This window comes from Acinetobacter sp. ANC_7634, from assembly GCF_056779875.1.
In genome coordinates this window covers 16,207-29,745 of record NZ_JBWYIT010000014.1, presented here as the reverse complement: position 1 = coordinate 29,745, position 13,539 = coordinate 16,207, and the positions used below count along the sequence as shown (strand labels likewise).

Sequence of the window (13,539 nt, the reverse complement as noted above, 5' to 3'; positions counted from 1 at the left end):
AAATTTTATTCATTTTATGCGACTTCTATTTGAAATTCTTTAAGAAGTTTAGCGTAATCAGCTACGTCTAAACGTGGACCAAATTGAGCAACCACTTGGCTTGAGATTAAAATAGCCAATTCAGTCGCTGTTTGTAAATCTTTACCAGCATTTAATGCATATAAAAATGCACCAGAGAAAGCATCACCAGCACCGTTCGTGTCTAAAGCAACAACTTTACGTCCTTTCACTTGAAGTTCAGTTGATTCCGTTGCTACAAGAGCGCCGTCTGCGCCAAGCGTAATAATGACGGTAGAGCTTAATTTTTTAAGTGCAGCAAGAGCATTTTGTAAGCCATCAGTTTGTGTATACATCAATGCTTCTTGTTCATTACAGAATAGAACATCTACACCATCATCTAATAATTCGTCCAAGCCTGTACGCGCATACTGCACCATAGCAGGATCAGAGAGCGTTAACGCAATTTTCACATTATTTGCTTTCGCAATTGCACGCGCTTGCTTTACGGCAGCTCGTGCTGTATCACTCGTAGAAAGGTAACCCTCTATATATAACCATTTAGCGGTTTTTAGCGCTTCAAAATCAATTTGTTCATTACTGAGTTCAGCTGTAATACCTAAGAAAGTATGCATGGTACGTTCTGAATCAGGACTGACCAAAACCATGCAAGTCCCAGTTACGCCTTCACTGATCGAACGTTCAGAGGTTTGTATTCCTGCATCATTTAGACCTTTTAAGTACAACGCTCCAAGATCATCATTGCCGACACGGCATCCATAAAACGCTTGACCACCTAAGGCACTAAAAGCCACTGTTGAGTTAGCTGCAGATCCCCCAGAGGCTTGACCTTTATATTCTTGAGAATTTTTTAAGTTTTGAAATAGACGGGCTTGAGTTTCCCCATCTGTAAGCTGCATAGTACCTTTTTGCAAATTTTGCTCTAAAAGAAATTCATCAGATACTTTGAATTCTTGGTCAATGAGGGCATTGCCAATCGCAAAAAGGTCAACTTTAGCCATGTCTAAATTCACATCACGAAAAAAGAAAACGATTTTACACCAATGCGATTGAATTCAGTAGCGTATAGCTTGATTTTCAAGCTTTAACCCACATTTAATCGAAATGAATCATTTAATTCAGATATAGTTTTATTGATTTAGTTTTAATCTGACTATTTTACTCGGAAAATAGTTGGAGTTTGTTGTATAAATGATGAATTGTATTGAACTATCAGTATAATGATCTTTGTTAAAATTTATGTAAATTAAGGAGCACACATGACCGTAGATGTTACTGAAACCATTCAAAACACCGTTCATCCCGCGTTTCAGTTGGTACGTCAACATCATGTAGCCGCACTCGATATATTAGTTTCAGAATACCGTCATAAAGAAACTGACGCTGTGCATTTTCATCTAGCAACTGAACATGATGAAAATGTTTTTTTAGTTGCTTTCCGTACACAACCGATGGATTCAAAAGGCGAAGCACACATTCTTGAGCATACTGCATTATGTGGTTCTGAAAAATTTCCTGTACGTGATCCATTCTTTTTAATGATCCGTCGTTCTCTAAATACGTTTATGAACGCATTTACAGCTGCCGATTGGACAGCTTATCCATTTGCGACACAGAATAAAAAAGATTTCCAAAACTTACTTTCCGTCTATTTGGATGCAGCATTTGCAGCCAATTTAAACCCTTTGGATTTCGCTCAAGAAGGTATCCGAATTGAGTTGGAAAATGGTGAGCCTGTTTACAAGGGTGTGGTTTTTAATGAAATGAAAGGTGCAATGAGTTCACCTTCAGATCAGTTATATCACCAACTTGCTCATCATTTATTCCCTAAAACGACTTACCACTATAATTCAGGTGGTGATCCTAAGGATATTCCTGATTTAACTTACGAAGAGTTAGTCAGTTTCTATAAGTCACATTATCATCCAAGTAACGCTATTTTCATGACTTTTGGTAATCAATCTGCCTATGAGTTACAAGAGCAGTTTGAAACTTTAGCGTTATCTAAGTTTAAGAAAGGTCAAACCTTATATTCGACACCAGAACAGCGTCTAGAAGCACCTATTGAGGTGACAGAGACTTACGCGGTAGATGCTGAAGATTTGAAAGATAAAACCTACCATGTACTGGCATGGTTACTTCCTGAATCTAGTGATATTCAACTTCGTTTAGGCTTACGTTTGGCTGAAGGGATCTTATTGGAAGATTCTGCTTCACCATTACGTCACTATTTAGAAACGTGTGGTTATGCTCAATCTACAGGACCAATTTTAGGTCTTGATGATTCTAACTATGAAATGACTTTCTACTGTGGTATTCAAGGTTCAAATCCTGAACATGCAGAAACATTCAAAAACGGTGTGTTGAATGTGCTGAACGAGGTTGCCTCGAAGCCTGTAGATCAGTCATTGGTTGATGCGATTTTGCATCAAATTGAATTACACCAACGAGAAATTGGTGGAGATGGCACGCCTTATGGTCTAAGCCTCATCCTCAATGGTTTAAGCAGTGCAATTCATCATAATGATCCAATACATGTTTGGGACGTAGATTCGACCATTGAGCAAGTGAAAGAGCAGTTGAAAGACCCGATGTGGTTGCCTAATCTGATTAAGACCCATTTGATTGATAATCCGCATCGTGTACAGATGACGCTTGTACCAGATGCGAATAAGTCGAAATTAGAGGCTGAAGCAGAAAAACAGCGTTTAGCTGATATAGGCGCACGCTTAACAGATGATGAAAAAGCGGAAATTGTACGCCAGACTGAAGCATTAAATGAAAGACAGGCAACTCCTGATAACTTAGATTTATTGCCGAAAGTTGGTTTAGAAGATATTCCTGCCGAACTTCCAGTCGTTCAAGGTCAATTGAGAGAAATCATTTCTAATAACTTAGATACACCCTTGAACTTATACCATGCTGGTACTAACGGAATTTATTATCAACAAGTGATTATTCAAATTCCTGATCAAGTCGTGAAATCACCTTACTTTAACTTACTCTCCGTGCTCATGGGGGAGGTTGGTGCAGGTCAATATAATTATTTAGAATTACAGCAATTACAAACAGCGGTAAGTGGTGGCCTTGGTATGGGGGCATCTCTACGTAGTAAAGTTGATGATAAAGGTAAAATTAGCGCATTTTTAACGCTGACAACCAAATCGCTTGCCCACAAACTAGATACGATTCAATTGTTAAAACTGGCATTTGAGAAACTGCGTTTTGATGAAAAGGACCGTATTATTGAACTTTTACAACAGCGTAAGACGCGTTGGGCATCCCGTTTGTCTGGTTCTGGACATAGCTATGCCATGCAGATTGCTTCTCGTAATATGAGTGCATTGGCATTACGTGATTATAATAATACCGGCTTAGGTGCGCTTAATTGGCTGAGCGAGCTTGTGCAAAGCATTGAAACAGATGAACAAGCATATGCGAACCTCATTCAAGAGTTGCAAAATATTCACCGTTTGTTGTTACTCGCGCCTAAACAGTTCCTACTGGTCTGTGAAGAGCAACAGTCTGAACGTTTAATTGAAGAAATTCAAAATGTTTGGGATAAACTTGAAGTGAAGCGTGAGCCAGTGCATCTTGCTGAAGTTAATTTTGAACAAACGCAAAATGACGAAGCATGGCTGATTCAATCCAATGTCCAATTCTGTGCTTCTGCTTATCCAGCAGTTGAAGTTTCTCATCCGGATGCAGCACCGTTAATGGTGCTTGCGGCTTATCTACGAAATGGTTTCCTACACAGTGCAATCCGTGAAAAAGGAGGCGCTTATGGTGGTGGTGCAAGCTATGATGGCAATGCTTGTGCATTTAGATTCTATAGTTATCGTGATCCACGTTTAGCAGAAACTTTCCAAGATTTTGAAGCAAGTATTGATTGGTTATTGAATACTGAACAAAAACCACACCAACTTGAAGAGGCGATTCTGGGTCTTGTATCGAGCATGGATAAGCCAGGTTCTCCAGCAGGTGAAGCAATTACTGCATGTTATGCATTATTGCATGGACGCACGCCTCAATTCAGAAAAACTTTACGAGAGCGTTTGCTCAATGTAACGTTAGATGATCTAAAGCGTGTAGCAGAAACGTATTTAGTGAATCAAAAACCAACGAAGGCTGTTGTAGCACCAATGGCTAAAAAAGAGCAACTTGCAGAACTTGGGTTTTCAATAAAACAAGTGAATTAAAATTAAAAATGGGGCTTAGCCAATGCGAAATAGAATAAAACGTTCACCAATATGGTTGGGTGTGTCGTCGTTTATGTGTTTGCCTATACAGACAGTTTGGGCAACAGATGTGGTACCAGCGAATCCAGCGTCACCACAAGCGTGCATTGCACTTGATTCAAATGCAGAGCGTTTAGCCTGTTATGATGCGTTGTTCAAAGCCCCTGAACTTGAGCAACCTGCTTATGTTTCTGAGCGTCAGGCTGCGCGTGAAATACCAGCACCGCAGGTTGAACCACAGGATTTAAAGTCTAAAATCGAACAAAAAGTTGAAAACTTGTTTTCGGTGGAAGGTCCTGTAATTACACCGAATTCATCGTTGCTTGATAAACGATGGGAATTGGCTGAAGACAGTAAATTAGGTACATGGAATATACGTGCACATCAACCTGTCTATTTACTTCCTGCATTTTGGACGTCTGATAAGAACGAATTTCCATCGAGCCCAAATCCTCAAAACACCGTAGAAGATGATCAAAATTTAAAGTCTTTAGAGTCTAAGTTTCAAATTTCACTCAAAACCAAAGCTGTTGAAAACTTAATCGGGAATAATGGCGATATTTGGTTAGGTTATACCCAGTCATCTCGTTGGCAGGTTTACAACTCTGAAGAATCACGACCATTTCGTGAAACGAATTATGAACCTGAAGCAAGTATTGTGTTTAGAACCAACTATGAATTTTTAGGTTTAAATGGTCGCTTACTCGGTTTAACGCTGAATCATCAATCAAATGGACGTTCGGATCCTTTATCACGTAGTTGGAACCGTGTGATGTTGAACTTAGGATTTGAGCGTGATAATTTCGCTATGATGATTCGACCTTGGTATCGAATCGAAGAAGATTTCAATGATGATAACAATCCTGACATTAAAAACTATATTGGTCGTGGTGATTTAACGACTTTTTACCGTTGGAATGATCATGATTTTAGTTTGATGTTAAGACATTCACTTAAGGGTGGGGATGATTCTCGAGGAGCTGTTCAATTTGATTGGGCATTTCCAATCAGTGGCAAACTTAGAGGTCATTTTCAATTATTCGATGGGTATGGTGAGAGTTTGATTGATTATAATCATCGTGCTACCTATGCGGGTATTGGCGTCTCTTTAATGAATGCTTTCTAAATAAAAAAACCACGCTTAGGCGTGGTTTTTTTAGCGATCTTATTGCGATTGAATTAGGGGAACTCCAGTCACTTTCTGTATCTCATCAAAGTTGACGTCATGAGCCAGTTCTATCAGTTTTACCCCTTGAGGCGTGATATCCAAAACCCCTAGATCTGTAATCACGCGATGAACGACTGCTTTACCTGTAAGGGGCAGTGAACATTGCGGAACAATTTTTGGGGTGCCATCTTTGGCACAATGTTCCATTAGCACGACGACTTTTTGTACGCCAGCCACCAAATCCATTGCTCCACCCATACCTTTGACTTTTTTCCCTGGAATCATCCAATTCGCAAGATCACCTTGCTCAGAGACTTCCATAGCGCCAAGTATAGCTATATTCACGTGCCCACCACGGATCATGGCAAATGAATCAGCACTGGAAAAAAATGCAGCGCCTGCTCGCGCCGTAACAGTTTGCTTACCCGCATTAATCAGGTCAGCATCTACGCTTTCTTTTGTTGGAAATTCGCCAATTCCCAGCAAACCATTTTCAGATTGGAGCCAAACATTGATATTTTCAGGAATATAGTTCGCAACCAATGTTGGCAATCCAATCCCTAAATTGACATAAAACCCATCTTCGAGTTCCAAGGCAGCTCGTTGTGCCATTTCATTACGCGTCCATGCCATAACTTATGCCTCCGCCTTTAAGGTCATTTGTTCGATTCTTTTTTCTGGTGCGGTGTTAAGAACGATACGATTTACATAAATGCCAGGCAAATGTATTGAATCGGGATCGAGCTCACCGATCTCTACAATTTCCTCAACTTCAGCGACTGTAATTTTCCCAGCCATCGCACAAACGGGATTAAAATTTTGAGCTGTTTTCCTAAAGATTAGGTTACCTGCCTTATCTGCTTTATACGCTTTGACCAAAGCGACATCTGCAGTTAAAGAGGGTTCTAAAATATATTCTTTACCATTGAACTCACGCACTTCTTTACCTTCTGCAATCAACGTACCTACGCCTGTTTGGGTGAAAAATGCAGGAATCCCAGCTCCACCAGCACGGAGTTTTTCAGCCAAAGTGCCTTGAGGGGTTAGCTCGACTTCAAGTTCACCATTTAAGTATTGTCGCTCAAATTCTTTATTTTCTCCGACATAGGACGAGATCATTTTTTTAATTTGTTTTGTTTCGAGTAGTAATCCCAAACCAAAACCATCTACACCTGCATTGTTTGAAATACAAGTCAGCTCTTTAGCTCCTGTTTGTTTCAGGGCAGCAATCAAAGCCTCAGGAATACCACATAAGCCAAAACCACCAACAGCTAAGGTTTGACCATCTTGAATGATATCGTTCAGTGCACTTTCAGCACTTTCATACACTTTGTTCGTCATTGAACACCTCATTGTATTTTTATTTTGTTCATCCTGAATCAGCTTCCGATCTTCATCATTTCATAATGCTGATACGTACTAAGCACATTTTTTTTGCCAATACGCATTGGCATAGTTAGATGGATTGTTTCGTTGCAAAACTTGACTAATGTTACGACTCGCAAGCATCAGGGCATCTAGGTCAATGCCAGTTTCATAGCCCATATTGGACAAGAGATAAAATAAGTCTTCAGTGGATACATTACCCGAAGCACCTTTTGCATAAGGACAACCGCCAAGTCCTGCAATCGATGAGTCAAATATGCGGATGCCTTGTGTCAGTGATTGATAGATATTGGCAATTGCCATGCCGTAGGTATTGTGAAAATGACCAGCTAAAAGTTGTGGTTCAATTCGTTCCAAACATGCATTCCAAACTTTGGAAACACGATCAGGTGTAGCTGTGCCGATGGTTTCACCCAAGGATACTTCGTAGCAACCTAGATCAATTAACTTTGCACTGACTTCAGCAACCTTAGATGGATCAATTGGACCTTCATAAGGGCAGTCGACGATACATGAAACATATCCGCGTACTTTAATATCATGTTGTTGAGCAAGCTGTAATACATCAGCAAACTTCTCAAAACTTTCCTCAATTGAACAATTTATATTCTTTTGAGTGAAGCTTTCAGAAGCAGCGGTGAAAACCGCAACTTCTTTACAACCTACAGCTAAAGCTGACTCAAATCCCTTAAGGTTTGGTGTCAGTAAGCTGAACTGGATATCTTCATCATGTGGTAGGCTGGCATAGAGTTGATCACTTTCTGCCATTTGAGGTACCCACTTTGCAGATACACAAGAACCGACTTCGATATTCTTCAAACCAGTTTTCATCAAATCAAGAATAAGATTGCGTCTGTCTTCGAATGTTAAGGGTGTTTTTTCATTCTGAAGACCGTCACGAGGTCCAACTTCAACGATTTTCACAAAATTATCGTGATTTGGTGTGGTTTGATTGGTTGTTTTCATCATGCCGCATTCTCCTCAGCAGCTTGAAACTCAACCAGCTCATCACCAGCTTTCACTTGATCACCTTGTTGGAAATAAGCTGCGACTACGACACCATCAAATGGTGCACGTATAGCGTATTCCATTTTCATTGCTTCTAACGTTAATAACACGTCATCTTTTTTTACACGTTGATTTGCTGAAACAAATACTTGTGTCACTGCACCCGGCATTGGCGCTTTTAGATTTGAGTCAGATGAGGATTGATCATCTGTATTAAAATTAGCTTTGATAAGTTCAAATTTAAAAGTCTGCCCATTTTTAAAGAGGGTGACCGCATCATTGGTTTTTTTAAAACTGATTTTCTCTTGACCAAAAGAGGTATAGATCGCCATGAGATTTTCATTGAGCAACTGACCTGAGATAGCGTAGCTTTCGCCATCAAGCTGTGCTTCGAACCCTTGTGAAGTTGAGATAAATTCAACTTGATACGTTTGTCCGAGATGTTCAAGTTTTATCGGTGTACGCGCATCAACATTACTTCTCCAAAGGGGTTTTGCTTTCCAAACTGGATGGCTTGTATGCTTGGATTCATTTAACTGAGAATGCAGTTCAATAAATGCTGCTGTGACAATTGTTTCAGACGAAGAAGGAGTAGTGGTTTTAAATAGGAACTCATCTTCACGCTGAATTAAATTAGTATCTAGATTGGCATTTTTGAAAGAGTCACATGCCACTAAGCGATCTAAAAATGCAATATTGTTGCCTAAGCCTTCGACATGAAAGTGGCTCAAAGCATGATGCATTTGGACGAGTGCTGCTTCACGATTTTCTCCCCATACGATGAGTTTAGCAATCATTGGATCATAGAACGTTGTGATCTCATCACCTTGCACAATGCCACTATCAACACGGACACATTCATTTTGAGTCGGATAATGAAGATAATTAATTTTTCCAATTGCTGGGAGAAATCCTTTCTCTGGCTCTTCTGCATAAACACGAGCTTCAAGTGCATGGCCATGAATTTTTAATTCAGACTGTTGTTTTGGCAAACGTTCACCATAAGCAACACGTAATTGCCATTCAACCAAATCTTGTCCTGTGATCATTTCCGTCACAGGGTGTTCAACTTGAAGGCGAGTGTTCATTTCCATGAAGTAAGCTGTACCATCTTGTTCAACAATGAACTCAACCGTTCCAGCACCGACATAGTCTACTGCTCGGGCAGCATTAATCGCAGCTTCACGCATCGCTTCGAGTTTAACTTCGGCCATTTTAGGGGCTGGGGCTTCCTCTAGGACTTTTTGGTGACGGCGCTGCACAGAGCAATCACGTTCAAAGAGGTGAACATAATTGCCATGTTTGTCACCAAAAACTTGCACTTCAATATGACGAGGATTGACAACATAACGTTCAATTAGAACGTCATCATTGCCAAAGCTTGATTTCGCTTCACTTTTGCATGAGTTCAGTGCAGGAAGAAAGTCTTCAGCACGCTCAACTAAGCGCATGCCTTTACCACCACCACCTGCACTGGCTTTAATCAGTACAGGATAGCCAATCTGATCAGCTTGTTGTTTTAAGAAATCTGCATCTTGATTGCTACCATGATACCCGGGGGTGAGAGGTACACCTGCTTTTTCCATTAATGCTTTAGATGTTGCCTTTAATCCCATGGCTAAGATGGCAGCCACTGGAGGCCCTATAAAGGTGATGTTGTTTTTTTCACAAGCTTCCGCAAATTGATCATTTTCAGATAGGAAACCATAACCTGGATGGATGGCTTCAGCCCCTGTTTTGAGTGCAGCTTGAATAATACGATCTGCTTGTAAATAACTTTGTGCAGCAGGGGATTCACCAATATAAATAGCTTCATCCGCTAATTTGACATGCTGCGCTTGGGTATCTGCATCTGAGTAAACTGCAACCGTTGCGATACCTAATTTTTGTGCACTACGAATCACACGACATGCAATTTCGCCACGGTTTGCAATGAGAATTTTTTTAAACATATAGAATCCCTTTTTATTGTTCTGCCGTTGCTTGAATCCATGCTGGGCTTTGTTTATTTAAAAAAGCAGTTAAGCCATTTTTAGCTTCATCACCTTGACGTACGTGCGCAATGTGTTGAGCGGTTTGAATCAGTAAATCTTCTGTGACTTCTTGATGATCAACTAAACGAATCAAAGACTTTGATGCAGCTTGAGCTTCAGGGCCACCAAGCAAAATTGCATCAATGATTTCCGATACGGTGGCATCCAACTGTTCTGGATGACAAACTTCATGGACGAGACCAATATGCTTTGCTTGTTCTGCAGAAATACGTTCAGCAGTGAGAAAATATCGAGATGCTTGACGAGCACCGATGGCACGGATCACGTATGGACTAATCGTTGAAGGTGCTAAACCTAATCTCACTTCTGAAGTGGCAAACTTAGCATCAGCGGAAGCCACACAAATATCGCATGCTGAAGCAAGCCCCATGCCGCCGCCAAATGCAATACCATGGACACGAGCGATAGTCGGTTGTTTCAGCGTGGCTAAACTTTGTAACATTTTGGCAAGTTTCAATGCATCCTCTTCATTTTCCACTTTTGTTGCTTGACCTGCTTGTTTCATCCAATTGAGGTCCGCACCTGCAGAAAAGCTTTTACCACGACCTGCCAAAACGACAACACGAACGTCATCATTAGCATTTAAAGTTGTGAAACAGTGATTCAGCTCTTCTATCACTTGTGTATTGAATGCATTGTGTAATTCAGCACGATTAATCCATACGGTCGCAACTTGGCGTTCAATTTCAAGCTGTAAAAATTCATAACTCATGTCATTTTCTCCTTACATGCGGAACACGCCGAACTGAGTTGGTTCAATTGGTGCATTCAATGCAGCAGCCAAACTCAGACCTAAGACATGACGTGATTCTGCTGGATCAATCACACCGTCATCCCACAACCGTGCAGATGCATAATAAGGGTGTCCTTGCTTTTCAAATTGATCACGATAAGGTTGTTTGAATTGATCTTCTTCTTCAGCTGACCAGGTTTCACCACGTTGCTCAATTTGATCACGCTTAATCGTGGAGAGAACACTAGCAGCTTGTTCACCGCCCATCACGGAAATACGTGAATTCGGCCAAGTCCATAAGAAGCGAGGAGAATATGCTCGACCGCACATTCCATAGTTGCCTGCACCAAAAGAACCACCGACCACCAAGGTGATTTTAGGGACATTTGCGGTCGCTACTGCCATGACCAATTTGGCTCCATTTTTGGCAATACCTTCATTTTCATATTGGCGACCGACCATGAAGCCTGTGATGTTTTGGATAAAGAGCAGTGGAATATTGCGTTGCGTACATAATTCGATGAAATGCGCGCCTTTCTGTGCAGACTCTGAAAATAAAATTCCGTTATTGGCAATGATTCCGACCTTCATGCCGTAGATAGATGCAAAACCTGTAATTAAGGTTGTACCAAAACGAGCTTTAAACTCATCAAGTCTTGAACCATCCACGATACGCGCAATCACTTCACGGATGTCAAAGGGTTTGCGTGAGTCACTCGGAATGACACCATAGAGTTCTTCAGCACTATAAAGTGGTTCTTCAATTTCGGTCTTAAATGCTTTCGGTTCGATATTTAGGTTTTGAACAATATTGCGTGCAATTTGAATCGCATGCTCATCACTTTCTGCAAGATGATCTGCGACACCAGATAAACGGGTATGAACATCGCCACCACCAAGGTCTTCAGCAGTCACCACTTCACCTGTTGCAGCTTTTACCAAAGGTGGACCACCGAGGAAAATCGTACCTTGATTGCGGACAATAATTGTTTCATCGGACATGGCAGGGACATATGCGCCACCCGCAGTACAACTCCCCATAACCACGGCTATTTGTGCAATACCTTTACTCGACATGCGTGCTTGGTTGTAAAAAATTCGTCCAAAATGATCGCGATCAGGGAATACTTCATCCTGCATTGGCAGAAATGCACCGCCTGAGTCGACCATATAAATACAAGGAAGATGATTTTGTTCAGCAATTTCTTGCGCACGTAAATGTTTTTTTACAGTTAAAGGATAATATGTACCTCCTTTAACTGTTGCATCATTGGCAACGATCATGCATGTCACACCATGCACTTGACCAATACCTGCAACCACACCTGCGGCTGGTACATCGTCAGCATAAACTTGATAAGCAGCGAGTTGACCAATTTCAAGAAAGGCAGTTCCTGCATCAATGAGTTGATCAATGCGCTCACGCGGTAATAGTTTTCCACGTGCTAAATGCTTCTGACGTGCTTTTTCTCCACCACCTAAGGCAATGGTTTGAGCTTGTTTTTTTAAGTCTGCGACCAATTCAAGCATTGCAGCTTGATTGATTTTAAACTCTTCACTACGTGGATTGATTTTACTTTTAATTTCGTTCATCAATGACTTCCTTGTATTAACTTGAATTATTTGGTTTCGTTGAATAACTCACGACCAATTAACATGCGTCGAATTTCAGAAGTTCCTGCACCGATTTCATAGAGTTTGGCATCACGCCACAATCGACCTGTGCTGTAATCATTGATATAACCATTGCCCCCAAGGGTTTGAATAGCTTCACCAGCCATCCAGGTTGCTTTTTCAGCTGAGTAGAGAATGGCACTTGCTGCATCTTTACGTAAACCACGATCATGATCAGCTTTATCACATGCTGCACCCACGGCATAAACCAAAGCCTTGCTTGCCAACCATGTAGAATACATATCCGCAATTTTGCCTTGCATGAGTTGGAATTCACCTAAACATTGACCGAATTGCTTACGTTCATGAATGTATGGGATGACCACATCTAAACATGCATCCATAATGCCTAGTGGTCCACCACTGAGAACTGCACGTTCGTAATCCAATCCACTCATGAGCACTTTTGTACCGTTACCCACACCACCCATCACGTTTTCTTTAGGCACTTTGACATTGTCAAAGAACAGGGGATAAGTATTTGAACCACGCATTCCGAGTTTGTCTAAGTGACTCCCATGACTAAAGCCTTCCATGCCTTTTTCAATAATGAAAGCAGTCATGCCTTTGGCACCAGCATTGATGTCAGTTTTGGCGTAAACCACCAGCACGTCAGCATCTCCACCATTGGTAATCCACATTTTTGAGCCATTAAGTACAAAGTGATCACCATGATCTTCAGCACGTAATTTCATACTCACGACATCTGAACCCGCATTCGGTTCAGACATTGCCAAAGCACCGACATATTCGCCAGAAATTAATTTAGGAAGATATTTTTGTTTTTGTTCTTCGCTACCATTACGGTTAATTTGATTCACACAAAGATTTGAATGTGCCCCGTATGAAAGTCCAATGGAAGCAGATGCTCGTGAAATTTCCTGCATGACAATGATATGAGCCAAATAACCCAGATTGACACCACCGTATTCTTCACTCACGGTAAGTCCAAGTAACCCCATATCACCAAATTTTTTCCATAAGTGAGCTGGAAATAAGTTGTCTTGATCAACTTGTTGAGCAATAGGTGCGATTTCCTTTGCACAGAATGCAGCTACAGAATCACGTAAAGCGATTAGTGTTTCGTCTAGTCCAAAGTCGATACTCTGTAAATTCATTTTCATTCATCCTAAAATTTAATTTTTATTTCCAGTGAAGCATTTTGTCCTTGCTTGAGAAATACAATACAGTTATTTTTTTAAAAAGTGAATATAGATTCAGAAAATGATTTATAATTCATTTTAGTTGATTGGGTGAACA

Annotated in this window: 10 protein-coding genes; 2 read left to right on the top strand and 8 right to left on the bottom strand. The window is 40.8% G+C overall.

Annotated features, from left to right (window positions below):
* Positions 1-14: 14 nt before the first annotated feature.
* The gene (locus AC1M9A_RS13020; protein WP_092768421.1) at positions 15-1,019 is read right to left on the bottom strand and encodes an adenosine kinase; all 1,005 of its coding nucleotides are present in this window, start codon (positions 1,017-1,019) and stop codon (positions 15-17) included.
* Between the two features lie 258 nt (positions 1,020-1,277).
* Here AC1M9A_RS13020 and AC1M9A_RS13015 point away from each other — a divergent pair, with 258 nt between their 5' ends.
* Together AC1M9A_RS13015 and AC1M9A_RS13010 are read left to right on the top strand one after the other, a co-directional pair.
* Positions 1,278-4,217 carry an insulinase family protein gene (locus AC1M9A_RS13015; RefSeq protein WP_481596585.1) on the top strand — a complete coding sequence of 980 codons (2,940 nt, stop codon included), beginning with the start codon at positions 1,278-1,280 and terminating at the stop codon, positions 4,215-4,217.
* A 73-nt stretch (positions 4,218-4,290) separates the two neighbouring features.
* A complete protein-coding gene (locus AC1M9A_RS13010) occupies positions 4,291-5,382 on the top strand; it encodes a phospholipase A (protein ID WP_481610368.1) in 1,092 nt (363 codons plus the stop codon).
* A 39-nt stretch (positions 5,383-5,421) separates the two neighbouring features.
* Here AC1M9A_RS13010 and AC1M9A_RS13005 read toward each other — a convergent pair whose 3' ends face one another.
* From AC1M9A_RS13005 to AC1M9A_RS12975, 7 genes are all read right to left on the bottom strand, one after another.
* Entirely contained in the window at positions 5,422-6,057 is a 636-nt protein-coding gene (locus tag AC1M9A_RS13005; RefSeq protein WP_481610367.1) for a CoA transferase subunit B, read from the bottom strand.
* A 3-nt stretch (positions 6,058-6,060) separates the two neighbouring features.
* Positions 6,061-6,765 carry a CoA transferase subunit A gene (locus AC1M9A_RS13000; protein ID WP_481610366.1) on the bottom strand — a complete coding sequence of 235 codons (705 nt, stop codon included), beginning with the start codon at positions 6,763-6,765 and terminating at the stop codon, positions 6,061-6,063.
* Positions 6,766-6,843: 78 nt separating this feature from the next.
* On the bottom strand, positions 6,844-7,776 hold the full coding sequence (locus AC1M9A_RS12995) for a hydroxymethylglutaryl-CoA lyase (RefSeq protein ID WP_051586556.1): 933 nt from the start codon (positions 7,774-7,776) through the stop codon (positions 6,844-6,846).
* The gene (locus tag AC1M9A_RS12990) at positions 7,776-9,770 is read right to left on the bottom strand and encodes an acetyl/propionyl/methylcrotonyl-CoA carboxylase subunit alpha (protein ID WP_481610365.1); all 1,995 of its coding nucleotides are present in this window, start codon (positions 9,768-9,770) and stop codon (positions 7,776-7,778) included. Before AC1M9A_RS12990 ends, AC1M9A_RS12995 begins: the two co-directional genes overlap by 1 nt.
* Before the next feature lie 13 nt (positions 9,771-9,783).
* Complete coding sequence (locus AC1M9A_RS12985; RefSeq protein ID WP_481610364.1) at positions 9,784-10,584, bottom strand: enoyl-CoA hydratase/isomerase family protein; 801 nt, start codon at positions 10,582-10,584, stop codon at positions 9,784-9,786.
* 12 nt (positions 10,585-10,596) lie between these two features.
* Entirely contained in the window at positions 10,597-12,198 is a 1,602-nt protein-coding gene (locus AC1M9A_RS12980) for a carboxyl transferase domain-containing protein (RefSeq protein ID WP_092768407.1), read from the bottom strand.
* Between the two features lie 26 nt (positions 12,199-12,224).
* Complete coding sequence (locus tag AC1M9A_RS12975) at positions 12,225-13,397, bottom strand: isovaleryl-CoA dehydrogenase (RefSeq protein ID WP_092768404.1); 1,173 nt, start codon at positions 13,395-13,397, stop codon at positions 12,225-12,227.
* Positions 13,398-13,539 lie beyond the last annotated feature (142 nt).

Coding starts and splice junctions, on each gene's coding strand:
- AC1M9A_RS12975 (WP_092768404.1), bottom strand. CDS start 13,397: ATGAATTTACAGAGTATCGACTTTGGACTAGACGAAACACTAATCGCT.
- AC1M9A_RS12980 (WP_092768407.1), bottom strand. CDS start 12,198: ATGAACGAAATTAAAAGTAAAATCAATCCACGTAGTGAAGAGTTTAAA.
- AC1M9A_RS12985 (WP_481610364.1), bottom strand. CDS start 10,584: ATGAGTTATGAATTTTTACAGCTTGAAATTGAACGCCAAGTTGCGACC.
- AC1M9A_RS13020 (WP_092768421.1), bottom strand. CDS start 1,019: ATGGCTAAAGTTGACCTTTTTGCGATTGGCAATGCCCTCATTGACCAA.
- AC1M9A_RS13015 (WP_481596585.1), top strand. CDS start 1,278: ATGACCGTAGATGTTACTGAAACCATTCAAAACACCGTTCATCCCGCG.
- AC1M9A_RS13010 (WP_481610368.1), top strand. CDS start 4,291: ATGTGTTTGCCTATACAGACAGTTTGGGCAACAGATGTGGTACCAGCG.
- AC1M9A_RS13000 (WP_481610366.1), bottom strand. CDS start 6,765: ATGACGAACAAAGTGTATGAAAGTGCTGAAAGTGCACTGAACGATATC.
- AC1M9A_RS12995 (WP_051586556.1), bottom strand. CDS start 7,776: ATGAAAACAACCAATCAAACCACACCAAATCACGATAATTTTGTGAAA.
- AC1M9A_RS13005 (WP_481610367.1), bottom strand. CDS start 6,057: ATGGCATGGACGCGTAATGAAATGGCACAACGAGCTGCCTTGGAACTC.
- AC1M9A_RS12990 (WP_481610365.1), bottom strand. CDS start 9,770: ATGTTTAAAAAAATTCTCATTGCAAACCGTGGCGAAATTGCATGTCGT.